The organism is Streptomyces litchfieldiae, assembly GCF_031845365.1.
GTDB lineage: Bacteria > Actinomycetota > Actinomycetes > Streptomycetales > Streptomycetaceae > Streptomyces > Streptomyces litchfieldiae.
Genome location: NZ_JAVREL010000004.1, coordinates 191290 through 216954 on the forward strand (window position 1 = coordinate 191290; position 25665 = coordinate 216954).

General features: G+C 72.8%; 24 protein-coding genes and 1 pseudogene. 7 read left to right on the forward strand and 18 right to left on the reverse strand.

What is annotated here, in order from left to right; genetic code table 11:
- The first annotated feature begins 40 nt into the window (after positions 1-40).
- The 3 genes from RM590_RS09605 to RM590_RS09615 all read left to right on the forward strand — a co-directional run bounded on the left by RM590_RS09605 (position 41) and on the right by RM590_RS09615 (position 2797).
- Positions 41-634, forward strand: a complete 594-nt coding sequence (locus RM590_RS09605) for a hypothetical protein (RefSeq protein WP_311704003.1) — start codon at positions 41-43, stop codon at positions 632-634.
- A gap of 539 nt (positions 635-1173) precedes the next feature.
- Positions 1174-2106 (forward strand): hypothetical protein, encoded by a 933-nt coding sequence (locus RM590_RS09610; RefSeq protein WP_311704004.1) that lies wholly within the window; start codon positions 1174-1176, stop codon positions 2104-2106.
- A gap of 46 nt (positions 2107-2152) precedes the next feature.
- The gene (locus RM590_RS09615; RefSeq protein WP_311704005.1) at positions 2153-2797 is read left to right on the forward strand and encodes a hypothetical protein; all 645 of its coding nucleotides are present in this window, start codon (positions 2153-2155) and stop codon (positions 2795-2797) included.
- Here the strand turns inward: RM590_RS09615 and RM590_RS09620 are convergent.
- On the reverse strand, positions 2758-3762 hold the full coding sequence (locus tag RM590_RS09620; RefSeq protein WP_311704006.1) for a GNAT family N-acetyltransferase: 1005 nt from the start codon (positions 3760-3762) through the stop codon (positions 2758-2760). The two genes, RM590_RS09615 and RM590_RS09620, sit on opposite strands and share 40 nt — an antisense overlap.
- Positions 3763-4014: 252 nt before the next feature.
- Between RM590_RS09620 and RM590_RS09625 the strand changes: the two genes are divergently transcribed.
- From RM590_RS09625 to RM590_RS09635, 3 genes are read left to right on the forward strand one after another with little or no spacing between them, the layout of a single operon-like run.
- Positions 4015-5322: a geranylgeranyl reductase family protein gene (locus tag RM590_RS09625; protein ID WP_311704007.1), complete on the forward strand. Its 1308-nt coding sequence runs from the start codon at positions 4015-4017 to the stop codon at positions 5320-5322.
- A 20-nt stretch (positions 5323-5342) separates the two neighbouring features.
- A complete protein-coding gene (locus RM590_RS09630; RefSeq protein ID WP_311704008.1) occupies positions 5343-6029 on the forward strand; it encodes a GNAT family N-acetyltransferase in 687 nt (228 codons plus the stop codon).
- Positions 6030-6063: 34 nt separating this feature from the next.
- Positions 6064-6555: a cupin domain-containing protein gene (locus tag RM590_RS09635; RefSeq protein ID WP_311704009.1), complete on the forward strand. Its 492-nt coding sequence runs from the start codon at positions 6064-6066 to the stop codon at positions 6553-6555.
- 572 nt (positions 6556-7127) lie between these two features.
- Here RM590_RS09635 and alaS read toward each other — a convergent pair.
- The 10 genes and pseudogenes from alaS to RM590_RS09685 form a co-directional block, all read right to left on the reverse strand.
- The gene (alaS, locus tag RM590_RS09640; protein WP_311704010.1) at positions 7128-9782 is read right to left on the reverse strand and encodes an alanine--tRNA ligase; all 2655 of its coding nucleotides are present in this window, start codon (positions 9780-9782) and stop codon (positions 7128-7130) included.
- 237 nt (positions 9783-10019) lie between these two features.
- A complete protein-coding gene (locus RM590_RS09645) occupies positions 10020-10685 on the reverse strand; it encodes an HAD family hydrolase (protein ID WP_311704011.1) in 666 nt (221 codons plus the stop codon).
- Positions 10682-10945, reverse strand: a complete 264-nt coding sequence (locus RM590_RS09650; protein ID WP_311704012.1) for a phosphoribosyltransferase family protein — start codon at positions 10943-10945, stop codon at positions 10682-10684. Before RM590_RS09650 ends, RM590_RS09645 begins: the two co-directional genes overlap by 4 nt.
- A 33-nt stretch (positions 10946-10978) precedes the next feature.
- Positions 10979-11860, reverse strand: a pseudogene (locus RM590_RS09655) (RNA-guided endonuclease InsQ/TnpB family protein); the annotation flags it as partial.
- A 57-nt stretch (positions 11861-11917) separates the two neighbouring features.
- Positions 11918-13138, reverse strand: coding sequence for a cytochrome P450 family protein (locus RM590_RS09660; protein ID WP_311704013.1), 1221 nt, complete (start codon positions 13136-13138; stop codon positions 11918-11920).
- On the reverse strand, positions 13093-14355 hold the full coding sequence (locus RM590_RS09665; RefSeq protein ID WP_311704014.1) for a cytochrome P450: 1263 nt from the start codon (positions 14353-14355) through the stop codon (positions 13093-13095). The genes RM590_RS09660 and RM590_RS09665 overlap by 46 nt, the downstream gene beginning before the upstream one ends.
- A complete protein-coding gene (locus RM590_RS09670; protein ID WP_311704015.1) occupies positions 14352-14951 on the reverse strand; it encodes a GTP-binding protein in 600 nt (199 codons plus the stop codon). The genes RM590_RS09665 and RM590_RS09670 overlap by 4 nt, the downstream gene beginning before the upstream one ends.
- A complete protein-coding gene (locus RM590_RS09675) occupies positions 14929-15276 on the reverse strand; it encodes a DUF742 domain-containing protein (protein ID WP_311704016.1) in 348 nt (115 codons plus the stop codon). Before RM590_RS09675 ends, RM590_RS09670 begins: the two co-directional genes overlap by 23 nt.
- Before the next feature lie 53 nt (positions 15277-15329).
- Positions 15330-15749 carry a roadblock/LC7 domain-containing protein gene (locus RM590_RS09680; protein ID WP_311704017.1) on the reverse strand — a complete coding sequence of 140 codons (420 nt, stop codon included), beginning with the start codon at positions 15747-15749 and terminating at the stop codon, positions 15330-15332.
- 3 nt (positions 15750-15752) lie between these two features.
- On the reverse strand, positions 15753-17081 hold the full coding sequence (locus RM590_RS09685) for an ATP-binding protein (RefSeq protein WP_311704018.1): 1329 nt from the start codon (positions 17079-17081) through the stop codon (positions 15753-15755).
- Positions 17082-17302: 221 nt separating this feature from the next.
- Here RM590_RS09685 and RM590_RS09690 point away from each other — a divergent pair, with 221 nt between their 5' ends.
- A complete protein-coding gene (locus RM590_RS09690) occupies positions 17303-19048 on the forward strand; it encodes an ABC transporter ATP-binding protein (RefSeq protein ID WP_311704019.1) in 1746 nt (581 codons plus the stop codon).
- A gap of 33 nt (positions 19049-19081) precedes the next feature.
- Here the strand turns inward: RM590_RS09690 and RM590_RS09695 are convergent, their stop codons facing one another.
- The 7 genes from RM590_RS09695 to RM590_RS09725 are packed head-to-tail and all read right to left on the reverse strand — an operon-like array spanning position 19082 to position 25663.
- On the reverse strand, positions 19082-22171 hold the full coding sequence (locus RM590_RS09695) for a BTAD domain-containing putative transcriptional regulator (protein WP_311704020.1): 3090 nt from the start codon (positions 22169-22171) through the stop codon (positions 19082-19084).
- A 53-nt stretch (positions 22172-22224) separates the two neighbouring features.
- Complete coding sequence (locus RM590_RS09700; protein ID WP_311704021.1) at positions 22225-22656, reverse strand: TadE/TadG family type IV pilus assembly protein; 432 nt, start codon at positions 22654-22656, stop codon at positions 22225-22227.
- Positions 22653-23069: a TadE/TadG family type IV pilus assembly protein gene (locus RM590_RS09705; RefSeq protein ID WP_311704022.1), complete on the reverse strand. Its 417-nt coding sequence runs from the start codon at positions 23067-23069 to the stop codon at positions 22653-22655. Before RM590_RS09705 ends, RM590_RS09700 begins: the two co-directional genes overlap by 4 nt.
- Positions 23060-23524, reverse strand: a complete 465-nt coding sequence (locus tag RM590_RS09710) for a TadE family protein (protein WP_311704023.1) — start codon at positions 23522-23524, stop codon at positions 23060-23062. The genes RM590_RS09705 and RM590_RS09710 overlap by 10 nt, the downstream gene beginning before the upstream one ends.
- A gap of 1 nt (position 23525) precedes the next feature.
- A complete protein-coding gene (locus tag RM590_RS09715) occupies positions 23526-23738 on the reverse strand; it encodes a Flp family type IVb pilin (RefSeq protein ID WP_311704024.1) in 213 nt (70 codons plus the stop codon).
- Between the two features lie 33 nt (positions 23739-23771).
- Positions 23772-24725 (reverse strand): type II secretion system F family protein, encoded by a 954-nt coding sequence (locus RM590_RS09720; RefSeq protein ID WP_311704025.1) that lies wholly within the window; start codon positions 24723-24725, stop codon positions 23772-23774.
- Positions 24722-25663 (reverse strand): type II secretion system F family protein, encoded by a 942-nt coding sequence (locus RM590_RS09725; protein WP_311704026.1) that lies wholly within the window; start codon positions 25661-25663, stop codon positions 24722-24724. The genes RM590_RS09720 and RM590_RS09725 overlap by 4 nt, the downstream gene beginning before the upstream one ends.
- Between the last annotated feature and the right edge of the window lie 2 nt (positions 25664-25665).

Here is a 25665-nt window from a genome sequence, read left to right on the forward strand (position 1 = left end):
GAGCATCGCGGGTTGGACTGAGATCATGGGTAGCTGATTGGTGAGCGAAGAGAAGCCGCGAAGCAGGCGGTTCGTGCTGCTAGACGACGCAGACGGGGACACCGTCGAAGATTTCGCACAGCAACAAGACTGGCCATACTTGTCGGAGACCGCGGAGGACCTCGACGAGATGCTCCCACGTCATGTGTCCTGGGCCATCGAACCCTCCGCCACACTCCATTACATGGAAGATCTCATCTCAGATCTAAACTATGTGATGGTGATCGCGGACGACCCCGGCACAGTCCGCGGCGCAGTGGCCGTGATCGAAGACGGATTGCCAGTCTGGACACTCGATGGCCTTGCCGCGGATGTCGATGCGCTGACGAACCCGGCCGACCTGGCTCTTGCCCTGGTTCGGTTGGGGATGGGAGCACCCGTGGGGTACGACGACCGGGTTTTCCGGCGTATCCGGAACGCCATGAACAGCGAAGCCAGAAGGGTGAGAGAGGCTGCGCTGTGGGCCGTCACATACGAGGCATGGCCAGACTATGTGGGCGCATTGCAGGACGTGCTGAGCCGGGAACCGGATCACGACCTGGCGCGCACGGCGCATGCACTTCTGGCGGAGATGGGCGCAGGTGACGGGACATGACTCGCTAATCCAACAACCCCAGGCCCATCCGGTCCGGCATTGTTGTCGTCGGCCCACAGCGAGGGCACCCGCCCAGTCGGCCGGGTCGGTGTGCCTGGAGGGCACGGTCCGGGCCGCGGTCACGGCGGCGCGCAGTCGGGTCGCTCTCATTTCGCTCTCCTCTCGGATGGGAGACGCCGGGTCGGAGCCCCGGCAGGGAGAGGCTAGGAAGCGCGCGGCGGGCGGCCGTAGATGCCGAACGGCCACTTCAGCGGCGCCCGGCACCGCCGTGGGGGTACCTCCCGCTTGCGGGGGAGGCACATGTCCCGCGGCACGTCCGGCGCTCCGGCCTGCGCCAACCCCCTTGTCCTGGCGAGGAGATGAACCGGCCGCCGGCCGGAACCGGCGCGGTACCGCCGCGCGTCTCCGGAAGGGACAGCCGGCCGCACAGGGCCTGGTTCCGGGGCGCCTCGGTGACCCATCGGTAATTGTGCCGCCGCGATCCGGTGTTGCTAGCGTGGCCCGGCAGATCCAACGCACAGAAGGTGTACGGGGGAACGATGAGCGGTATACAGGGCTGGCCGGGTGCGGGTTCGCCTCCGGGACCGGCACCGGCCCCGAGCGGCGGTGACGGCCGGCGCCTGGGCATTCTGGCCGGCGTGATAGTCGCGGCGGTGGGCCTCTCGTTCGGCCTCGCCACGGCCACCGGCGCGGACAGCCGGGGCGGCGACGGGTTGGCCGGTCCCGCCGGGCCTCCCGGACTGACCGGCGGCCTCGGGGGCGACGACCTCGGCGGAGACCTGGAGGGCCTGGGCGGAGACCTGGAGGGCCTCGGCGAGGACTTGGAGGGCATCGGCGGCGACGACCTGGGCGGGGACATCGGGGGCGATCTCGGCGGTGGTGACATCGGCGGGGACATCGGGGGTGACATCGGCGGCGACCTGGGCGGCAGCGACACGGGCGGGGACATCGGCGGCGACACGTACACCGAGCCCGCCACGCCGCCCGACCCGACGATGGAGGCGTACCGGGCAGTCGTCGCGGGCGACTGCCTCAACAACTGGATGATCAACGACACCGACTGGGTCAGCGAGGAGCCCGCGGTCGTCAGTTGCGACGACTCGGGGGCGGGCGTGTGGGTGTCGCAGACCTCGTCCTCGACGGCCGACTGTCCGGTGGACTCCGGCCGTTCCTACCTCTCGTACAGCTATGACGGCGAGACGGTGGCGCTGTGCGTCACCCGCCAGTTCGAGATCGGGCAGTGCTTCCTGGGCATGGCGGACGGCAGTGCCAACCTCATGAGCTGGGTCGACTGCGACGGCAGCGTCCCGTCGCCGTACAGCCAGAAGTACAACGTCACGGCCGTCTACTCGGCCCCGTCGAACCCCACCGGCGACGAATGCCGCCAGTCCTCGACGGACCAGAACACGTACTGGTGGTGGACGCTCGACGCCGACTCGGTCCTGCTCTGCTCCGTCGTGTACAGCGGATGAGCCGGGGGCCGGCAATGACACCGTCGCGGACCACAGGGGGAATCTCATGAGCCAGCCTTGGCAGAACCAGCCGCCGCAGCCGGGTTACGGATATCCGCAGCAGCCGGGCGGCTATGGCTATCCGCAGCAGCCCGGTGGCTACGGCTACCCGCAGCAGCCCGGGATGGGGCCGCCCTTCCCGCCGCCTCCGCCCCGGCCGGGGTCCCCGGGCCAGCCGGGGCTGGGCATCGGCCTGGCCATCGGCGCCATGGTGGCGCTGCTCTTCCTGTACGGCTTCCTCACGGGGATGGTCGTCGACTTCGAGTCGCTGATGCAGGACGCCATGGAGAGTGGTGACTTCGACATCGAGGTCGCCCAGCTCACGTGGCTCGCCGCGGCGGTGGGCGCGCTGATCGGCCTGCCGGTCGGGAAGCTGGCGCCCGGCCAGGTGCCGGCGTACTGGATCGCCGGGGTGCTGGCGCTGGCGGCGATGCTGCTGGGCGAGACGTTCGCCACCGCGGTGCTGATGTCCGAGGCGTCGGACGGGGCGCAGGGGTCGTTCGAGCTGTTCTTCGAACACTTCTCCGACCTGTGGGAGGGCTGGACCGACGGCGCGGAGCCCGTGACCTGGGTGCTGATCGGCCTGGCCCCGGTCGCCGCGGTCTTCACCGGCTACCTGCTGGGCAACGGGGCGTCCGCCGGGCGGCCCTGACCTTCGGGCAGGCCGAACAGCTCCAGGCAGGGCTCCAGTCCGGTCACCGTGACCTCCGGCCGCGCCGTCGCCGCCCAGTCCTCCGCGCTCAGGCGCAGGCGCTGGGAGACGACGGCGCGGTCGTACAGCACGTCGCGGGTGATGCCGTCGGGGCGGTAGCCGAGCTTGCGGGAGACGCCGACCGAGGGGGCGTTGTCGGCGAACGAGCTGCTGACGGCGTACCGCGCGCCCAGCCCCGCGAACGCCAGGTGCAGGACCGCCGCGCGCATCTCCGTTCCGATGCCCCGGCCGTGGTGCGCGAGGCCCAGCCAGGAGCCGGTCGTCACCTCGCGGAGCGTCGCGAAGTCCCGGCCGCATATCTCCTGGAACCCCACCGGGCGGCCGTTCTCGAAGACGGCCAGATCAAGTTCCCAGTTGGCCGGGGTCCAGGTGCCGCGCTGCCGCCAGTGCCGCTGGAGCACATTGCGCGCCCGCTCGGCGGGCGGCTGGTCGGTCCACGGATTCAGGAACGGCCGCTGGTCCGGCTCGTGCACGCCGAGCACCGCGAGGTCGGCGAGCTCCGCCAGCTCCTCGTCGGTGGGCAGCCGCAGCTCCAGCCGGGCGGTGGTCAGCCGCAGCCCGAGCAGCGGCCATTGCTCGAGCAGCGGCGGCGATTCGGCGCGGTACTGCTCCACCAGCTCCGGAAACGCGTCCGGATCCCCCTCCGCCACCTCGACCCGGCGCCCCGGGCCGAGCAACGCCCGTACGCGGTCGGCCACTTCGACGACCCGAGCGCCCGTGGTGCAGACGCCGAGCACCAGAACGGTCGTGTCGTCGTCACCGCCGAGCCCGAAGCTCCAGGGCACGTCGCACGGCCCCGGGTGCTCCTCCTCGGGACACAGCTCCCGGGCGATGGGGTCCTGGAGGGCCAGCGCCTCGTCGAGGTCGGTGCAGCCGGTGACCCGGATCTCGTATACGCGCGGCATGGGACGCACGGTAATGGCGGGCCACCGGGGGCGCAGCCGGTTATCCATCAGGGGGTGCGTTCGGCGGCCCCGTGTCCATCCCGGCGCCCGGAGCCGGGGCGTTGGCGCGCCAACGCGCCCCGGTGGGGGGCGGGTTCCGGGGTGGTGGGGATGGGTATCTCAGTCCTGGCCTCCGTCCCGCCCCACCGGTCCGGTGCGTTGGTGGGAGAGAGCTTGCGCGTCGGCCGCCCGCCTCGCGAAGGGACCGAGCCCATGACCGAAAGCCCGCTGTGGCCCGAGACCGCCGATGTCATCGTCGTGGGCGCCGGCCCGGCCGGGGCGTCGGCCGCCTATCACCTCGCCCGGCACGGGCGGGACGTACTGGTGCTGGAGAAGGCCGAGTTCCCGCGCGAGAAGGTGTGCGGCGACGGCCTGACGCCGCGCGCCGTGCATCACCTGATCCGGATGGGCGTGGACATCGAGGCGCCGGGCTGGCACCGGAACCGGGGCGTGCGGTTCGTCTCCCGCGGCACGACCGTGGAGATCGACTGGCCGGAGAGCGCGCGGTTTCCCGGCTTCGGGCTGACCCGTTCGCGGCACGACTTCGACGATCTGCTGGCGCGCCGGGCCGTCGCCGCCGGGGCGCGGCTGTGGACGGCGACCCGGGTCACCGAGCCGGTGCTGGACCGGGCGGGCCGGGCGCGCGGGGTGACGGCGCTGGTGGGCGCGGGCCGGCGGCCGGTCGTGTGCGAGGCGCCGGTGATCATCGCGGCGGACGGGGTGTCGGCCCGGATGGCGGTGGCGCTGGGCGTGGCCCGGCTCCCGCGCCGGCCGATGGCCACCGCGATCCGGCAGTACTACCGGTCGGCGGCCCGCCACGACGACGCGTTCCTGGACATCTGGGGGGATCTGCGCGCGCGGCCGGGCGGGCCGCCGCTGCCCGGCTACGGCTGGATCTTCCCGATGGGCGACGGCCGGGTGAACGTGGGGCTGGGCCTGGTCAACGAGGCGCGCCCGGAGCCGCTGGACACCCGGCGGGTGCTGGCCGACTGGCTGGCGCGCACGCCCGGCGAGTGGGGCCTCATGGCGCCGGACGCGCCGGACGGGCCGGTCCGGGGCGCGGCGCTGCCGATGGGTTTCAACCGGCTGCCGCACTACACCCGGGGGGTCCTGCTGGCCGGCGACGCCGGTGGCATGGTCAGCCCGTGGAACGGCGAGGGCATCCCCTACGCGATGGAGTCGGGCGAGGTGGCCGCCGAGATCGTCAACCAGGCGCTGGCCCGGCCGCCGGGCCCCTGGCGCGAGCGCGTCCTCCAGCGCTACCCGGCCGAGATGCACCGCCGCCTCGGCCGCTACTACCGGCTGGGCAACGTGTGGGCGGGGCTGCTGACCAGGCCCCCCGTCACCTCGTTCCTCAGCCGCCGGGTGGTCACCTCCCCGGCGGCGATGCGCTATCTGGTCCGGCTGCTGGCCAATGTCACGGACGAGGCCGGTGGCGACGCCGCGGACCGCGTGATCAACGCGCTGGTGCGCGCGGTGCCGGCCCGTTCCCCGCGTCCGCGGCGGTCCCGGCCGAGGTGAGAATCCGCCACCGAGGTAATATGCGCGAGCTGATAGCGGCTATTACAGCAAGGCGCGTGGTGAGCATGGAGAAGGACATCGTCCGGGCGTGGGTCGAGGGCTGGGCGGTCTCCCGGGGGGCGGCGCCCCCGGCCGAGGAGAGCTGGGGTTTCACGATCGACATCGGCACGCCGAAGTCGGTGACCCGGCATGTGCTGCCCGCGGCCGACGAGCAGTTGATCAAGACGTTCATGGCGACGGCCACCGCGCCCGGGATCTGGCTGAAGATGTTCGTGCCGCCCGAGACGCTGGGCCCCTGGCTGGTGCCCGGCTGGACGTTCGACGCCCCCGGCTTCCTGATGTCCTCGCCGCTGCGCTCCGCGCCCGCGCCCGTGCCGGACGGATTCCGGCTGCGCACCTGGTCGCGGGGCGGGGTGACGCGCGTGCTGGTGACCGACGCCGACGGCGGCTTCGGCGCCCGGGGCCAGATCGCCCTCCCCCCGGCCGGCGGCACCGCCGTCATCGACCAGATCGAGACGTCCGGCGCGCACCGCCGCAAGGGCCTGGGCACCCTGGTGATGCGCACCCTCGGGAACGCGGCGGCCGAGGCCGGTGTCCCCGCGGGGGTGCTGGGCGCGTCGGTCGAGGGCCGGGCGCTGTACGAATCGCTGGGCTGGCGCACGCTGGGCCCGCTGACGGGCGTCTTCCTCGAACAGGCGGACGCCTGACATGGGCCGCGGCCGCGCCGGGAAGGAGCAGGCCATGGTTCCGGCACCGACGCCCGACGTGCTCGCGCGCATGGCGCGGCTGCTGAGTCAGGCACCGCCGTCCCGGGGCGGCGCCCTGTGGCGGCTCGACCAGCAGGGGCGGCAGCTCGACGCGAACGTGATCCGGCTGGCCCCCGGATCGGAGGTCGCCGAGCACGTCGAACCGGACCTGGACGTGCTGCTGTTCGTCTCCGAGGGGACCGGCCACCTGGTGACCGGGGCCGGCACGCGGGAGCTGACCCCCGGCAGCATCGCCTGGCTGCCGCACGGCACCCGCCGCGCGCTGTCGGCCGGCGACGACGGCCTGGTCTATCTCACCGTGCACCGCCGCCGCCCGGGCCTGGCCATCCGCACCGACGCCGGTGAGCGGGAGGGCGGCGAGACGGCCTGCCTGCTGTCCCGGGTCTGCCTGGAGTGCGGCCGGTTCTCGCCCGACGCCGACGCCCGTTACTGCGGCCGGTGCGGCGCCGAGTTGGGCTCCGTCTGACCGGGCCGTTTCGGCGGAAGGCGGACGGGCACCCGGGGCGGGAGTCCATTCGTTTTTTCGAGCCGCAGCACGGGAGGGCGCTTCGCGATGCCCGATCCACGTCCAGCCCCCGACCCCGTTCCGCCGACGCCCACGCCGCCGCCGGACCCCGGCGGCCCCGGCCCGGGCCCCCGGCCGGGGCCGGTCCCCGGACCACCGCCGGCGCCCCCGCCCGGCCCCCCGCCGGAGCCCATGCCGCCACCGGAGCCCGACCCGATCCCCCCGATGCCGCCCGGCCCCAACCACCCGGAGCCCAAGCCCCAGCCCGCCCCACCACCGGTGCCGCCGCCGACCTGACGGCGCCGCCGGCCCGGCCCGACATCGGCAGATGGGCCTGAGCGATCGGGGCGGAGCTGCTGCTGCACCGCATCTACGCAACCTATGACCCACGGAACGTCACATCGGCCAGGGTGCTTGGCGACGAGGTGGCTGGCGTGTGCGTTGATGGCAGCCTGTTCGACTGGGCTGAAGGCCATCGGAGTTCTCCAGGCGGTGAGGCCCGCCCGAGGTGAGCGGGCCCGTGCATCGTGCCGTTAACGGCCACTGAGCAGGCCGCCCGCGTCTTCGGCGGCGGTGGTCAGGGCTTGGTCGAGGGCTTCGGGGCAGCGGCCTCCCGCGCTGGCGATCGGGCCGTGGCCACCGGCTCCGCCGCCGACGACGCGGGCAGCGACGGTAAGCACCTGGCTGGCCCGGATGCCGCTGCGGTGCAGGCCCTGTGTGATGGCAGCGGCGAGGAGGGCCTTGCCGTCCCGTTCGGTGCCCAGGATGACGACGGCGGGGTCATCGAGACGGGCGGCCGTTTCCTGGGCGAGCGTGCGCAGTTCGTCGGCTGTGGTGCCCGTGACCGTCCGGGAAACGATCCGCCCGGTCCCGGATGGCCGGGCGGTGCCCGCGAGGAGAGTGGCCTGCTCGCGCAGCGCGGCGGCCCGGAGCCGGGTGAGTTCGTCCTGTGCGGTGGCAAGGGCGGCCAGGCGCTTGCGGAGGGCGTCGGGGGCGTCGGTGGGGCGGGTGCCGAGCAGGCCGGCGAGTTCGTTGATCAGGCGCCGTTCGGTGTCCAGGTGGGTGAGGGCGCCGTGGCCGGTGAGCGCTTCGACGCGGCGGAGGTTGGCGCCGATGGAGGACTCACTGAGCAGGCGGAAGGCGCCGACCTGGGAGCCGTGGGCGACGTGGGTGCCGCCGCAGAGCTCGCGGGAGAAGTCGCCGATGTCGACGATGCGGACGCATTCGCCGTACTTCTCTCCGAACAGAGCGATGGCTCCGGCGGCTTCGGCCTCGGCCCGGTCGGCGTGCCAGGCCCGCACTTCGGGGTCGTCGAGAACGTGGCTGTTGACGGCGTTCTCGATCTGATCGAGTTGGTCGGGGGTGAGGGCGGTGAAGTGCGCGAAGTCGAAGCGGAGCCGGTCGGGCTCGACGAGGGAGCCTTGCTGGCGGGCGTGCTCGCCGAGGGTGGCCATGACGACGGCGTGCAGGATGTGGGTGGCCGAGTGCGAGCGCATCAGGCCCGCCCGGCGCTCGGCGTCCACCTGGGCTTGGCCGACTGAGCCGGTGTGGAGTTCGCCTTCGAGGACGTGGGCGGTGTGGACGCGGAAGCCTTCCAGGCCGTAGCGGGTGTCGGTGATCCGCAGGCGTGTGCCGTCGTTGAGGGTCAGGGTGCCGGTGTCGCCGATCTGGCCGCCGGCCTCGGCATAGAACGGTGAGCGGTCCAGGACCAGCTCGACGTCGCTGCCCTCGCCGGCGCTGGTGGCGACGGCGCCCCCGGAGATGAGGCCGGTGACGGTGGCCTCGGCGGTCAGATGCCGATAGCCGAGGAACTCAGTCCGCGGCAGGCGGGCGGCCAGTTCGCGGTAGGTGTCCATGGCGCGCAGGGTCTCGGCGGTCTTGGCCTTGCCGTGGGCCTTCGCGCGCTTCTTCTGCTCGTTCAGCAGCGTGGCGAATCGGTCCTCGTCGACGGTCAGCCCCGCCTCGCGGGCGGCCTCGACGGTCAGTTCCAGGGGGAAGCCGTAGGTGTCGGCGAGTTCGAAGGCGGTCTCGCCGGGCAGGGTGGCCGAACGCGTCTCGCGGGTGCGGCTGATCGCGGCGTTCAGCAGCCGGGTGCCCTGGGTGAGGGTGCGGGTGAAGGACTCCTCTTCGGCGGTGACGACCTGCTCGATCAGGGCCGCCTGGCTGGCGAGTTCGGGCCAGACATCGCCGAGGTTGGTGATGACACTGGCGGTCGTGTTCGGCAGGACGGGGCCGTCGATGCCGAGCAGGCGCGCGTGGCGGATCGCGCGGCGCATCAGGCGGCGCAGGATGTAGCCGCGGCCGTCCTTCGCTGGCAGGACGCCGTCGGCGATGAGGAAGGCGATGGTGCGGGCGTGTTCGGTGACGACCTGGAAGGAGACCTTCTCCTCGCCCTCGCTGGGGCAGGCCCGGCCGGCGATCTCCTGGACGGTGCCGAAGGTGGGCGAAAGCAGGTCGGTGGCACAGACGTTGGGGACGTCCTGGAGGATCGCGGCGAGCCGGTCCAGTCCGAGGCCGGTGTCGATGCTCTTGGCGGCCAGCTCGCCCAGGATCGGGAAGTCCCTCTTCGGCGGGCCCTCACCGCGGATGTTCTGCATGAAGACCAAGTTCCAGATCTCGACGTAGCGTTCGCCGTCGATAGCGGGGCCGCCTTCCTTGCCGAAGGTGGGGCCGCGGTCGTAATGGATCTCGGAGCTGGGTCCGCACGGGCCGGGGACGGTCATGGACCAGTAGTTGTCCTCCATCCCGAGCCGCTGGATGCGGGAGGCGGGGACGCCGATGCGGCGCCAGATGTGCTCGGCCTCGTCGTCGTCCTCGAAGACGGTGATCCAGAGCTTGTCCTTCTCCAACTGGTAGCCAGCGGTGAGCAGTTCCCAGGCGTAGGCGATGGCGTCTTCCTTGAAGTAGTCGCCGAAGGAGAAGTTGCCCATCATCTCGAAGAACGTCGCGTGCCGGTTGGTGCGGCCGACGTTGTCGATGTCGGAGGTGCGGGCGCACTTCTGGATACTGGTGGCGCGGGGGAACGGCGGGGTGGTCTCGCCGAGGAAGTAGGGCTTGAACTGGTTCATCCCGGCGTTCGCCAGCAGCAGCGTCGGGTCGTCCGGGATCAGTGGGCTGGAGGGGACGGGCTGGTGGCCGCGGGAGGTGAAGAAGTCGGTGAACAGACTGCGGATCTGCGTCGAGCGCATGGCTGGGTGGCCTCACGGAAGAGTCGCGGAGAGGTGGTGGGGTGATCACACGCCGAGCCGGGCCGAGAACAGGGACTGAGAGTGTTCTCAGTTCTCCAGCTCGACGCAGATAGCTCGCGCCCCCACGGTGTAAACCATGACTCCAGATCCGTTGATCACGATCGGTGGTGCAGCAGACCGCTCAGAGACGAGTGCCTGCCGCACCACCGACTGTAGCGGGTCGGAGTCCATGATCGCTTAACGCGACCGTGCCGTGGCTGAGGCTGTGGCCCGGTGATCGAGCAGGCCGGGGCCGATCCAGCCCGGGTCGTGCAGCACGACGGCGGCTCCGGCGTCGCGCAGGGCCTGGCCTCCGGCATAGCCCCACTCGGCCCCGATGGGGGTGACCCCAGCGGCGAGTGCGGCCCGCATGTCGCCGGCGGTGTCGCCGAGGAACACCGCCTCCATGGGGGTGGCGCCGAGCTTGCCCAGGGCGAGCAGGAGCCCGTCCGGTGACGGCTTGGGCTCGGCGTCCTCGTGACAGATGGTGACGTCCAGCAGTGCGAGGACGGCCGGCGGCAGCAGCCAGGACAGCCGGGTGCGGGGCTGCAGGGTGACCAGGCCCGTCGCCATCCCCGCGTCCTTGATCGCCATCAGCCCCTCCAGCACCCCGGGGAACACGGCGGTGCGGGAGGCGGCGGCCAGGGCCGGATCCCACCAGACCTCGCAGAGCTCGTCCGGCTCGCTGACGCCGAGCCCGGTCAGCACCTCGACCCGCGGCGTCGTCAGCGCGTTGGACGGCAGGTCGGCGACAGTGATGCGGCGGCCGAGGGAGGCGGTCGCAACGCCCGCGAGGGTGGACAGCGTGGCCTCCTGGCTGTCCAGCAGGACCCCGTCCATGTCGAACAGCACCGCCCCTGTCATGACACGGCTCCCTTGCCGGTAGGCAGATCGGCCTCGGTCAGCAGCGGGTGCAGGGTGACCCGGTGCTCGTCCAGCAGAAGCCGGCCGCCGAGCGGTCTTTCCAGCACGCAGAGCGCGTCGGTGACCAGGGCGCCGGCGACCCGCAGTATCCGGGTCATGGCCAGCAGTTGGCCGCCGGAGCGGACCACGTCGTCGACCACAACGACCCGCCGCCCCTCGACGCTGGTGCCCTCGACTGCGACGGAGCAGAGTGTTGACATCCTCCCCTCCCTGAAGGGGAGGGGATTCCTGGCTCAGGCTGCCTGCGGGAGCAGCGCTCCCGGGGGTCTTACGCCCTCGGCACCAGCCGGGTTGAGACCAGCCCGGACCAGCATCACGCGGGCGGAGTTCTTGTCCCTGGGGGACACGGCTGCGCACGCGGTGCAGGTGTAGGTACGTTCCGAAAGAGGAAGTGCGTGCTTGGTTCTCGCTCCGCACGACGCGCAGTCCATGGTGGTGTGCGCGGGATGCACGAGGCGGATGTCCCGCCCGTGCTTGCGGCCCATCTCGACAAGGGCCGTCTTCGTGGCGCCGATCGCGGCGTCCGCCGCCTTGCGCGCCATGGTGGTCTTCGCGAGGAACTTCGGCCGGAAGTCCTCCACGGCAATCGCGTCATGGTCCCGGACCACCTTCTTGGCCCACTTGCGGGCCGTGTCCTGCCGCTGCCGGGCCACCTTCTTGTGCAGCTTCGCGGTCTGCCGCCGCGCCTCGCGATATCCCTTGGACGCAGCCTGCCCCCTGGCCGGGCGGCGGCGGGCCATCATCCGCTGATAGCGGGCCAGCTTCTGCGCGGCGTTCTTCCCGTGCCGGGCGTGCGGAAAGTCATGTTCGTCGCTGGTGGTGGTGGCGGTTTCCTTCACGCCCCAGTCCACGCCGAGCACACGGCCCGTGGCCGGGAGCGGCTGCACCTCGGTGGCGACGACGAACGAGGCGTACCAGTGCCCCACCGCGTCGCGGTACACCCGTACCGAGGAGGGTGGGGACGGTAGTTCGCGGGACCACACCACCCTCAGGCTGATGCCGCCCGCGAGACGGAGGCGGCCGTCCTTCAGCCGGAACCCGCGCTGGGTGTAGTTCAGCGTGGGCAGCGCATCGCGTTTCTTCTTGTGCCGGGGCATGCCCGCGCGCTGCCGGAGCTGCGCGAGTCCGCCGGCGGCCCGGAGCCGACGGCGGAGCGACGCGTCCCGGAGGAGTCAGTCCGCTGACAGCAGTACCGGCAGCGAACGGAAGCCGTTCGAGATGAACGACTCGATGGGGGTGAGCGCGGACCGGGCGAGCCGCAGCCCGGGGAAACGGCCGAACAGCGCGGGCAGCGCCAGGCCGGCCTCCAGCCGGGCCAGCGGCGCGCCCAGGCAGTAGTGGACACCGTGCCCGAAGGCCAGGTGCTCGTGGGCGGGCCGGGCGACGTCGAACCGGGCGGCGTCCGGCCCCTGGTGTTCGGGGTCGGTCCCGGCGGCGGCGAAGACGATCAGTATCGGGTCGCCCCGGCGGATCGTGACGCCGTCGCCGAGGGCGATCGTCTCCACGGCGTAGCGCAGCGGGACGGCGGTGACGGAGGGCGCGCGGCGCAGCGTTTCCTCGATGACATCGGCCCAGGTCGCGTCGCCGGCGCGGACGAGGGCGAGTTGCCGGGGGTGGGTGAGCAGGGCGTGCACGGCGTTGCCCAGGAGGTTGACCGTGGTCTCGTGGCCGGCGGAGAGCACCAGCAACAGCGTGTCCAGCAGCTCCTGTTCGGTGAGCTGGTCGCCGCCGCCGTCGCGGGCCGTGATGAGCACGCTCGTCAGGTCGTCGGCCGGCTCGCCGCGCCGCATGGCGACCAGTTCGGCCAGCAGCGCGTACATCCGCTCGTAGGCGTCGGTCTTCTCGGACCCGGCGGCGGTGGTGGTGAACGCGATGTCCACGCACCGGCACATCGTGGGCCGCAGCCGCCGGGGCACGCCGAACAGTTCGCAGATGACGCGAACGGGCAGCGGGTGGTTGAACGCGGCGCGCAGGTCGACGGGCGTACCGGGCGGGGTGGCCGCCAGCCCGTCGAGCAGGTCGCCCACGATCGCCGCCACCCGGCCGGCCAGGGCGCGGGTGCGGCGGGCGGTGAAGGCGGGTGCGATCAGCTTGCGCAGTCTGGTGTGTTCGGGTCCGTAGGCGGTGAACATGTTCCGTACCGCGACCCAGTGGTACAGCGGCCAGGTCTCCGGTATCCGGCCGGCGGCGAAGTCCGGCCAGTGCCGTCGGGCGTCCTTGGAGACCCGGGGATCGGTGAGCAGTTGCTTGATGAGGGTGTAGCCGACGACGGCCCATGCCCGGATGCCGCCGGGGAGTTCGACGCGGGCGGCCGGGCCCCGTGCCCGTATTCGGGCTATGTCCCCTGCTATGTCATGGCCGGTGGGGTCGAGGACGAGGGGTTCACGTTCCACGGGCTGGTTCCCTTCTGATCGGGCGCGATCGGTGTGAAGCGCGCGGGGAGCGAGGCCAGCGCCCGGTGGAACGGGCCGGGGCGCCAGGTGAGTTCGTCGTAGGGAATGGCCAGATGGAGATCGCACAGCCAGCCGGTGAGCCGGTCGATCGCGGTGCCGGCGATCAGCACGGCGGGCTGCTGCGCCGGGCAGGCGTGCGGCCCGGCGGCGAACGACAGATGGGCGCCGGTGTCGGCGCGGGGGCCGGGCGGCAGATCGGCGGGCGCGGTGTTGGCGGCGGCGTAGGAGACGAGGACGGGGGTGCCGGCCGGGATCCAGGTGCCGTGCAGGTCGACGTCGCGGCGCGGGAAGTGGGTGGAGAAGTTGGCCAGCGGCGGGTTGTTCCACAGGACGTCGGTGATGGCGTCCGTGGCGGTCAGCGCGCCGCTGGAGACGGTCCGGTAGTAGCGCTCGTCGGACAGCATTCCGGCGAGCGCGTTGGCGATGAGGTTGGTCGTGGTCTCCTGGCCGCCCGCGAGGGTGACCATGAGCTGGTGGACGACCTCGTCCTCGGTCAGCGCCGAGGGGTGGTCGAGCAGCCAGGAGGTGAAGTCCCGGCCCGGGCGCCGCTTCTTGAGCTGCACCAGTTCGACGAGGTACTGGCGGAACTCGGCGTCGGCCCGGGCCGCCTCCTCGGGCGACCGGCCCTCGAACACCCCGGCGATGGCGGCGACGAGGCGGTCGCTGTAGGAGTCGGGCAGGCCGAAGAGGTTGTTGAAGACGAGCAGCGGCAGGATCTGGGCGTACTCCCGGATCAGCTCCACCTCGCCCCGGTCGGCGAAGCCGCGGATCAGCGAGTCGGCGGAGCGCTGCACCTGCTCGCGCAGCTCGTACGGCTCGATGAGGCCGAGGCTGTCGGTGATGGCCCGCCGGTAACGGGCGTGCACCTCGCCGTCGTTGTACAGGACGTTCCGCTTCCAGCTCATCATCGGCAGCAGTTGGCAGTCCTGCGGGATGGTGTCCTGCCAGACGCGGGGGTCCTTGGAGTAGGTCTCGGTGTCGTGCAGCACGTCCAGCGCCGCCCGGTAGCCGGTGACCAGCGTCGCGACGACGCCGGGCGCCAGCTCGACGGGGGCGCAGGCGCCGAATTCGCGCAGCCGGTCGTACACGGCGTGCGGGTCGGCTGCGAACTCGGGGCCGTACAGCGGCACCGGCTGCGAGGCGTCGGTGGTCGTCACGACTGCTCCAGGGCGGGAAGTTCCAGCAGATGCTCGGCGAGCGCCAGCAGCGCCTTCAGCGACGTGGCTCGGTCGCGGGCGTCGCACGTGATGAGGGGGGTGTCGGCTGAGAGGTCCAGCGCCTGCCGCAGATCCTCCTCCGGGTAGGCGGGCGAGTCGGGGAAGTCGTTGAGCGCCACGGCGTATTGGATGCCCTGCTCCTCGATCATGCCCATGACCTCGTACGAATCACCTATCCGCCGCGTATCGGCCAGAATCAGCGCACCGAGCGCGCCCCGGGTGAGGTCCTCCCACAGCGCGTGGAAACGCTTCTGGCCGGGCGTGCCGAAAAGGCACAGCGCCAGGTCGTCGCCCAGCGAGATGCGGCCGTAGTCCAGCCCGACCGTGGTGGTGGTCTTGTCCCGGACACCGTCGAGGTGGTCGACGACGGCGCCGGTGGCGGTCATGACCTCCTCGGTCTTCAGCGGCGGGATCTCCGACAGGGTGCGGATGATGGTGGTCTTGCCGACGCCGAACGGGCCACTCACGATGACCTTGACCAACTGCTGGTCAGGGTTGCGCAGATAGATTCCTCTACTGGAGGGCGCGGAGTCCACGAATGACCCTTTCAAGGAGTTGCTTGTCGGGTTGCTCTCCGGCGGGGACCGGGGTGGGCGCCCGCACGATCAGCAGCCCCTGGTCGAAGAGGTCGCTGGCCAGGACCTTGACGAAGCTCACGGGCAGGGAGAGGTGCGCGGCGACTTCCGCCAGGGGGAGGGCTCCCTCGCGGAGGATCTCCAGCACCCGCTGTCCGGCCGGCGACACGTCGGCGGGGACCTCCTGGACCGGTGTGCGCAGCACGGTCAGCCGGTCCAGGACGTTCCGGCTCGGACGCGTCCGGCCGCCGGTCCAGACATAGGGCGGGATCAGCCGGCGGTTCATCGAAACTCCCTTGCGTGGTCGGACACGCGGCGGTCGGTGGGCAGGCCGCCCGCCTATCTGCCGCGGTCGCCCCGGGGCGGGCTGCCCATGGCCTTGCCCAGGGTCTGCACCTGCTTCTGCATCTCGTACGAGACGTTGTCCATGGCGACGCCGGGGCCGGTGAACACCGCGAGGTAGGTACCCTCGCCCGCCGGGATCACAAAGGCGTATCCGTCGTAGGTCTCGACCATGACCTGCCGCAGCACGGTCCCGTCGCCGTAGTAGGTGTGGCTGGTGCCGCGCGCCGAGGCGAGCAGCGAGGCCAGGACCGCGGACAGCTTCTCGGCCGTCTCGGCCTCCATGCCGGAGTGCGCCTCGAAGAAGCCGTCAGCGGTGATCACCATGGCGTGCTGGACGTCCGGCACCTCCAGGATGGGTGCGAGCACGAAAGTCAGGTCGACTTTCGGCTTGGTCACGGGGACGCGGGCGTTCATCGGCTAATCCCTTTCCATGTCGGCCACGGCAGCCGGTCCTGTGTCTGCGGCACGTCCCCGCGCGGTCCCCCGCTGGAGGGCGCCCATCCGGGCGGCGGCCTCTTCCGGGTCGCGAAACCGCGGGTCCCGGTCGGCCGGCGCGGCCGCGGGTCCCGGCGACGGGTCCGGAACGCGGCGGTTGTGGCGCTGCGGCAGCGGTGGCGGGTCGCCGACGCGGGGCGGCGGGGGCGCCGCGGGCCGGAAGACGGGGGCGGGGACCGGTTCGTCGTCGGACACCGGCAGCAGCAGCTCGGCGGGGATGAACACCACGGCCTTCACTCCCGCGTAGTGCGACGGTTCCACGGACACCGCGACACCGTACTGCCGGGACAGCTCGCCGATCGCCGCGAAACCCGAGCGCGGCGGGTCGCCGAGCTCCGCCAGATGGATCTGCTCGGTGCCCGACAGCAGGCGCCGGGCCCGGCTGAACTCGTCGGCGTTCATGCCGATGCCGGCGTCGTTGACGACCACGACCGCGCCGTTGTGCGCCTGATGGAGCGTCACCTCCACTGGCAGCGAACCGTGCGAGTGGTGCACCGCGTTGGCCATCAGCTCTGCGATCATGATCGCCACCGGCTCGGCGGCGCGGTCCGCGACGGCGACGGGCTGCGGCAGATGGTCGATGATCTGCACCCGCTCGTAGCTGGGGATGCGGGAGCTGGCGCCCATCACCAGGGCGCGCAGCGGGGACTTGGTGCGCACCAGCCCGGCGCCCGCGCCGCACACCACGCGGGTGACCTGGAGGCGGCGCAGGATCTGCTCGTTCAAGTAGTCGAGCGCGGAAAGCTGTTCGGCCAGGTCCGGGTCGTCGTACTTGTGCAGCATCTCGTCGACCGACGTCTGCATTTGGTAGCACATGGTCTGTAGCTTGGTGGTCGCCCCGCGCACGGCGGCCTGCGCCGCGCCGTCCACCCGGCGGCGCTCGGAGAGAATGGCCCTGGTCGCCGCGGCCAGCACCGCCTCGAACGCCGCGCGGCCCGCGTCGTCCAGCAGTTCGGGGTGGACCGGCCCGGGCACCCGCACATGCGAGTGCCGCAACGACTGGGTCAGGGCCGGCAGCCGGGCGTCGGCGAGGTGCGCCAGCTCCTCGGTCATCACGCGCTCGCGCCGCGCGGCCTCGGTCAGCCGCTGGCGCAGGTCCACCAGCTCCGCGTCGGCGTCCGCGGCACGGCGCCGCGAGTCCAGCTCCCGCCGCCGGTGGCGCCGATGCTGACGCGACCACAGCGTGGCCAGCAGCACGGCCAACGCACTGCCGGCCGCGAGGCAGATGACCAACGCCGTTGGAATCTCCATCGCACCACCCAACGGTAACGACTAAGCGGGAAAGGGACATGCCGCAGCAAGGCAAGACACTTCGGACGTGGTGGCCACCCACCCGGGCGCGCGGCTCGGCGCGCCAATCAACGGCGGTTTTCGGCCAGTTGCAAGGTCCGCTTTAGCGGCAGGCAGAGTCAAGCAGGCGTAACGTCACTCCGCAAGGCGAACGTGTGACCAAGCGTGGATAGGGAGAACAGGTGTCCAATTCCCGGCCCGAGCCCGCGTGGCGGGTTCTGCTCGGCTATGTCCGGCCACACCGGCGCTCACTCGCCGCCGGAGCACTCCTGTCCCTCGCCACCGGTGCCACCGGACTGGCCCTGCCACTGGTCGCGCAGGACCTCATCGCCAGCCTTTCGGAGGACCGCGCCATCTCCGGCGCCCTCCTTCTGATGAGTGCTCTGGTGGTGACCAACGCAGCGGTCGGCGCGCTCGGTTCCTATGTGCTCCAGCGCACCGCCGAGTCCGTCGTGCTCACCGCCCGCCGCTCGCTGACCTCCTCGCTGCTGCGGCTGCGGATCTCCGCGGTGGACGCCACCGAGCCGGGCGACCTGCTCTCCCGCGCCACCTCCGACACCACGCTGCTGCGCGCCATGACCACCCAGTCGCTGGTCGGACTGGGCACCGGCGGGCTGACGCTGCTGGGCACGCTGGTGATGATGGGCCTGGTCGACCTGGTGCTCCTCGGGGTGACCGTCGGCGTGATCGCGCTGGCCTCGGCCGTGCTGGGCGTCATCGTGCCGATGATCAACCGGGCCAGCCGACGCGCCCAGGAGTCCGTCGGCCAGATGGGCGCCGCGCTGGAACGCGTGCTGGGCGCGCTGCGCACCGTCAAGGCGTCCGGCGCCGAGCGCCGCGAACGGGACGCCGTGCACGCCGCCGCCGAGGAGTCCTGGCGGCAGAGCGTGCGGGCCGCCAAATGGCAGGCGCTGGCGGGCAACGTGGCCGGGCTGTCGATGCAGATCGCGTTCATCACCGTGCTCGCCGTGGGCGGCGCGCGGGTGGCCACCGACGCGATCGACGTCGGCGCGCTGGTCGCGTTCCTCCTCTATGTCTTCTATCTGATGGCGCCCATCCAGGAAGTGGTCGGCGCCATCACCCAGTACCAGGTGGGCGCGGCCGCCATCGGCCGCATCCAGGAGGTCGACGCCCTGCCCGGCGAGCCCGACCACTCGGCCGCGCCGCTGCCCGCCGCCGACGAGGAACCGGCCGCCATCGCCTTCGAGGACGTGCGCTTCCAATACACCCCTGAACTCCCGTACGTCCACCACGGGGTGACGTTCACCGTGCCGCCGCGCGGCATGACCGCGTTCGTCGGGCCCTCGGGCGCGGGCAAGACGACCGTCTTCTCGCTGATCGAGCGGTTCTACGATCCGACCGACGGCCGGGTGCTGCTGGACGGCAAGGACGTCGCCGACTGGGACATCGCCGAACTGCGCGCCGCCATCGGCTATGTGGAGCAGGACGCCCCCGTGCTCTCCGGCACGCTCCGGGAGAACCTGCTGTTCGGCGCGCCGGACACGGCCGAGGAGGCGCTGGCCGACGTGCTGGTCACCACCCGGCTGGACGCCCTGGTGGCCCGGCTGCCGGAGGGGCTGGACACGGTCGTCGGCCACCGGGGCACCAAGTTGTCCGGTGGTGAACGGCAGCGCGTGGCGATTGCCCGGGCGCTGCTGCGCCGCCCCCGGCTGCTGCTGCTCGACGAGGCCACCTCGCAACTGGACGCGGTGAACGAGGCGGCGCTGCGCGACGCCGTGACCGCCGCGGCCCGCGAGACCACCGTGCTGGTGGTGGCGCACCGGCTGTCCACGGTGACGTCGGCCGAGCGCATCGTGGTCATGGACGCCGGGCGGGTGCTGGCCGTGGGCACCCACTCCGAACTCGTTTCCGGTAACCCGCTCTACGCCGAACTGGCGGCGACCCAGTTCCTGTCGGCCGTCGAGTAGCCCCGTCGGCCCGCCGGTCCGGGCGGCCAGGTCCTAGGTCCGGACCGGCCGCCAGCCCGGCAGCAGTTCGTCCAGCAGCGCTTCCGTCCGCGCGGGCAGCGGCTGGCCGGGGCCGAACAGCGCCTCGTGGTGGGCGAGCAGCCACTCCGACGCGCCCGACAGCCACTCCTGGCGGCCGGTGGCGTGGGCGGCGCGCAGCAGTTCGTTCCACAACCGCTCGTCGGACGGCGCCGCGGGCAGCGCGGACCGCACCGCCGTGTACGCCTGCTGCGCCTCGCCCGCCTCGCGGAGTTCGTCGGACAGCTTGAGCGCGATGCTCGCGACCAGCAGCGGGTACTGCGCGTCCACGATCTCGTGCTCCAGCCAGGCGTACCGGTGCCCGGCCAGCAGCGGGCCGCGCGCCAGGCCGAGCGCGTCGCCCAGCCACCGCCGGCGGTCCTCGGGCGCCAGCCGGTCGCCCGCCTCGATCCCCCGGTGGTGCAGCGTGCGCAGCACGTCCCAGTCGGACACCACGGCCGCCGACAGCGTCAGCCGCCCGTCCGGCGCGACGACCAGCCGGGGCAGGCCGGCCGCGTCCGCGCCCAGCCAGTTCCGCAGCCGCCCGACCAGCGCGTCCCGCACGTCGTCAGTGACGCCCCGGGGCCACAGCGCCGCGCCCAGCACGCGCGGGTGCACGCCCTCGCGGTGCAGCAGGAGCAGCGCCAGGGCCTCGCGCAGCCGCTGGCCGCGTTCGGTGTCGGGCATGGGCAGCCCGGTGATCTCGAACTCGCCCATGAGCTGGACGTACACGTCCGGGCGGCGGTCCTCGGACAGGTCAACGGTGAACACCGGCGGGTTGGGCGTCCCGTCCGGCCGCAACAGCCCGGCGAACAGCTCCACCACCGCGCGGCGCTGCGCGGCGGGCAGCAGTTGCGCGGCCAGCTCCAGGCCCATCACCGGCTCCTTGAGCACCCCGTCCCGCGTCACCTCGAACTCCCAGGCGCTGCCCGGCAGTCCGGCGCGGTCGGCGGCGACCACATAGCCGATGCCGAGCCGCGCGGACACGGCGGCGAGCGTGGTCAGCCGTTCCGCCTCCGTCTCGGTGGGCGGGGTACCGATCAGCACCAGGTGCGGCGCCCACTGCTGCTGGCGGGCCGGGCCGGTGCGGCCGACGAGCACCGAGTCCTGGCCGGCGTGCCGCAACGCGCCCACCCGCAGCCGCGTTTCGGTCTCCATCACCTCCAGCAGGCCGCCGACGTCCGCCAGATGCCGCACCCGGGTCGGCGCCAGCGGGATCAGGTCCTCGCCGAAGCCGACGAGCGTCACGGTCATCCGGTCCGACCAGCCGCTGGTGGCGAGTTCGGCCGCGAGGGAGGCCAGCACGGCGTCCCGCAGCGGGGCGGCGCCGGTGACGGCGGCGATGCCGGGCAGCGCCTCCAGGTTGAGCAGCAGCCGCAGCCCGTCCCGGGTGCCGAGGCTGACCAGCCCCGGGTAGGGGGCCTCCGCGTCGGGGACGCCGGCGTCGGCGGCCGGCAGCCGGTCCTTCTCCACCGTCCAGTACGTCTCGTCCGGCCCGGTCACCCAGGGCCCGGGCGGGCGCCCGGCGGGGGCGGCGAGCTGGAGGTGCAGCGCGGTGTCGCCCAGCCAGGCCGCGTAGACGGCGGGCAGCACCCGGCCGTCGGCGTCCAGCGCGGCCGACAGCGCGCGCAGCGCGCGGTCCAGGAACGCGACGGCCTCCGGCGCGGCGCCGACCAGCAGCGCGTCGCGCGCGTCGGCCGCCTCGGGCGTGCCCGGCCCCAGGCCGTCGCCGACGCCCCGTGCGAGCGTGCCGGCCGCGGCCTGCCACAGCGCGTTGCGCCGGGTGCGGCCCAGCGCCATCAGCAGCCCGGCGGCCAGCAGCGGGGCGCCGACCAGCGCCTCGGAGAGCCCGAACGACGCGCCCTCGCCGCCCTGTTCGGCCGCCGCCGCGCCGTCCTGTCCGGGCGCGAAGGGCCCGCCGGTGTCGCGTTCCTCGTCCGGGCCGCCGTCCAGGGCCCGGCCGGGCGGCTCGTCCCCGCCACCGTCCCCACCGCCGTCCACGCTGTCGCCGGTGTCCGCCGCGCCGTCGGCCGGCGTGCCGGGCAGGTCGTTGAGCTGCCGGGGCGGCAACGGCTTCGCGGCGCCGTCCTCCTCGGGCGCCGCCGGCTCCGGTGGCTGCCCGGGCAGCTCGTCCTGCTCGTGCTGCTCGGGCGGCAGCACCGGCGCGGACCACCCGGTGTCACCGCTCTCCCGGTACTCCTCGTACTCACCGGCCTCCTCCTCCGGAAGCTCCGCCAAGTCCCCGGGCATCTCGACGAGTTCGCCGCCCTGCGCGTCCGCGGGCATCTCCAGGATCCAGCCGGGGCGGATCAGGCTGGACTCGGTGAGCCGCGAACCGTCCGGCTGCACCCGGTCCTTGTTGAGCTGGAAGATCTCCTTGTACCGCAGCCCGTCGCCGAGATGCCGCTCGGCGATGCCCCACAGGGTGTCGTGGTGGCGCCCCTCCGGCGGCTGGATCCGGTAGTACTGCGTGGCCTGGGCCGCCGACTCCTTCAGCATCGCCTCCTCGGACACCGCCACCACGGCGTCCGGCGCGGAGTCGACGACCGCCTTGCCGCTCCCCTCGTGCGCTCCCGAGGACACGGGCAGCCCCGACACCTTGGGCCCCGACGACACGACCGACACGATCGACTGGGACCCGTCCTGCCCGGGGCCCAACTGGCTCAGCCCCGGCGTCAGCGACGCCGCCGCCGAGGTCAGCAACAGGACGGCGCCCACGAGTTGGCGGGCGAGCAACTGGCTGGGGCCCGCGCCCGGCACCCGGCGCGGCAGGCCGACCCCGGACACCGCCGCCGCGGCTTCCACCAGCACGCACGCGGTGAACTGCGCCCACGCCACCCACACCAGCACGGCCAGCACCTTGAGGAACGCGTCGGCGCTGATCTCCTCGGTCAACATGTCCATGCTGGGCGCGGAGGAGGGCAGCGGCCAGCCGATGAGGGACGCCAGCGACAGCGGCACCCCGACGACGAGCGCGAGCAGGGCGACAAAGGCGAGCAGCGCCTTCAGCACGTCGCCGGCGCTGCGCCCTGCCCGCGTGTCGCCGGAGGAGGGGGTGCGAGCCATGACGTTGTGCTCCCGGTGAGTGAGACGGACGAAACAGTGAACGAAGGGGCGGGTCAGCCGACTTGGGCCTCGGCCGTCGCGGTGCCCCACACCGTGAGCGAGCCGCCGAAGACGATGCCGGTGAAGACGGGGTCGTAGGTCAGCCGGATCCGGACGGTGACCTGGTCGGCCGTCGCGCCCGTGCACTCGGCGGCGGCGATGTCGCCGGCGGGCATCCCGACCGATTCGGCGTACTCGGCGACCCGGTTCTCGCAGTTGCCGAAGCGGATCGGGGCCTGGCCCGCCCCGTCGCGCAGCGCCTCCACGTCGAGGTCCTGCGCCGCGTACCGCGCGGCCTGCTCGGCGATGTCGGCGGCGCGTTCGCGCTGCGCGATGGACAGCCCGCCGTCCACCACGAACGCCGCCAGCCCGAGCACCACCAGCGCGAAGAAGATCACCGCGATCGCGCCGGAACCGCGGTCACCACGTGCCCGGAGGAGCCTCATCCCGACCTCCGGTAGGGGTCGATGGGCGAGCTGGAGGTGCCGCTGAGCGTGGAGGTGACGCCGACGCCCAGCATGTCCAGGCCGCGCACCCGGCACGACACCTCGACGCCGAACAGCGACCCCGGCTCGTGCCCCGCCGGGCTGGTCCGCACCACCCGCACGCTCCCGGCCACGCAGACGTCCCCGAGCTGGTGCTCGGCCACCTCCTCGGCCTCCCGCATCGCGGCCGACGTGCTGCGTTCCAGCGACCCGGCCCGCGCCGCGTCCCGGGCCGCGCCGCTGACCGCGCTACGCCCGGACACCAATTGCCCGAGGGCCACCAGCACCAGGACGAACCCGATGACGACCGGCGCCAGGATGACGACCTCGATGGACGACACCCCCCGGTCCCTCATCCGCCGCCTCACTCGCATACCTGGCACCCCGCGTCCGGCACGAAACGCTCCACCGGCCCCTCGCTGACCGCGTGCACCGTCAGGTCCATGCCCGGCAGGATCGACGGGATGTCGCCCGCCACCTCCACCCGCACGGTGAACGCGGCCGGCTGCGCCGCGTCCACGGTCGGCCGGGAGACGAACAGGCCGGGGCCCAACTGCTCGATGTAGTCGTACGCCTTCGCCTCCGCGGCGGCGCGCCAGCCGTCCGGGTCCGCGTCCGCCTCGGCGCGCGCGGTGCGGGCACCGGCCCGGGCCGCGGCCTTCGCCACGTGCTCGGCGAAGGAGTACATCGCGAACTGCACCGCGCCGAAGATCATGAAGAACATCACCGGCGTCAGCACGACGAACTCGATCGCCGAACTGCCGCCGTCCCCTCCCCGGTCGCCCCCCTCGGCGATCCTGCGGCGCAGAAAGGCCCTGACGCGTCTCACGTCAGCAGTCGGCGAAGTCGTCGACGCCCTCGATGCATTCGCCCACGCTGTCGGCCCGGTCGTCGAGGGCGTTCATGATGACCCCGGCGACGCCCGCGACGATGCCGACGACGATGGCGGCGATGATGACCCACTCGATCGCGGACGCGCCGCGGTCCAGCTCCTCGGCCCGCGCGCGGCGGGCCAAGACGAACTCCCGAATCCTGCGGAACATGACGTGCTTACCTCCACTCGAAGCCGGCCGTCTTCACGCCTGGAACACTCGCATTCCGGCCGGAAAGATCAGAAAGATCAGAAATCCCATGCACAGCAGCAACTGTGCGATCAGCATCGACTGCGACTTCTCCCCCGCGCTCCCCTCGATCTGGGCGAGCTCCCGGTGCCGCATCGTCTCCGCGCGCGCGGAGAGCGAGGCCCGCACCTTCGCGCCGTCGTCCGCGACCAGCGCCAACGACGTGGAGAGGTCCTTCAGTTCGTCGACGCCCACCTCGTCGCCCAGCCGCCCCAGCGCCTGCCACTGGGTGAGCCCGGTGATGCGGGCGTCCGCCAGCGCTGTCTGGATGCGGCGCAGCGCCCAGCCGTCGCTGACCTCGGCGGCGGCCTTCAGTGCCTCGGGCAGACCCCGGCCGCCGGCCAGGCTCATCGCCACCAGGTCCAGATAGGCGGCCACCACCCGGCGGAAGTCCCGCCGCTTCGCCCGGGCGTCCCGCCGCACCTCCAGGTCCGGCAGGAAGAAGAACCCGGCGGCGAACGCCAGCGCCAGCCACACCGGAATCACCGGGCCGGCGCCGAAGCCCAGCATCCACGCCAGGGTCACGACGAACGGCCCGAAGAACAGCCCGGCCGCCGCCAGCACCACCTTGGTGGCCAGGAACGCCTCCCAGCCGCGGTCCAGCAGCGCCAAATCGGCGCGCAGCGAACGCATCTCCCAGCCGCGCTGCACATACAGCTCGGCCAGCCGCTCACCGGCCCGCTCCCGCAGCGGCTCCAGCGCCCCGCGCCGCCGCTGCCCCTCCCCCGGCCGGTCACCGGGCTGGTGCGTGATGCTCACGCCCGCGCCGCCGCGCGCCCGCAGCGCGTCGATGCGCGCCACGGTGGACACCGGCCCGCGCCGGGTCGGCAGCAACGCGCGGATCAGCGCGTACAGCCCCAGGCCGACGAGCGCGCCGACGAAAACGGCCGTGGTGATCTCGGAGTTCACGCGCGTACCCCCTGCTGTCCGTGCGGTCGCGGCTGTTCGCGCGGCCGCAGCGCCGTCTCCGGTTCGCCGCGGACCAGGAAGCGTTCGGGCAGCTCGATACGCGCCAGCCGCCGCATCCACAGGAAGCCGAGCGCGAACAGCCCGCAGACCACGGCCAGTACGGCCTGCCCGAGCGGATCGCCGAACGGCTCCACGAAGTCCCGGTTGAAGATGGCCAGTCCGGCCGGGAACGCCACGCTGACCCCGACGACGATCTGCACGCTGCGCCGGGTGGAGGCCCGTTGCGCCATCACCCGCTGCCGCATGTCGACCTCCTCGCGCGCCGACCGGGCCAGCGCGCCCAGCACCTCGCGCAGACCCGGGCCGCGCAGCCGGGCGTTGAGGACGAGGGAGGCGATGATGACATCGGCCGAGGAGTCGTCGAGCTCGTCGGCGAACTCCAGCAGCGCGTCCGGCAGCGGGGTGCGGGACCGCAGCCGGTCGACGAGGTTGTTCAACGGGCCGCGCAGCGCGGGCGCGGCGGCCCGGGCCGAGGCGGGGATGGCCTGTTCCAGGCCGACCGCGCCGGCGATCGTGTCGCGCAGCGACTCCGTCCAGCCGGCCAGCGCCTCCACGCGGCGCATGCCGGCGCGTTCCTCCGCGGCGCCGCCGAAGAGCCGGTTCCAGGTGAACGCGAGCAGCGCGCCGGCGATGGCGGCGACGGGCCAGCGGGTGAGCAGCAGGACCACCACGGCCACCGCGGCGGCGATGGTGCCGCGCCGCCCGAAGAACGCGGCCAGCTCCGCGCGCCGCCGTTGCCGCCGGGCGCGCTCCTCCGCCGTGGTGGGCGGCAGGCCGCGGACGGCGGCTATCAGGAGGGCCAGTCCGCCGCCGACGGCCACCCCGCACAGCAGGGCGTAGAGCGTCGCCGGGGAGAACAGCCCGGTGCTGCCGGTCATCT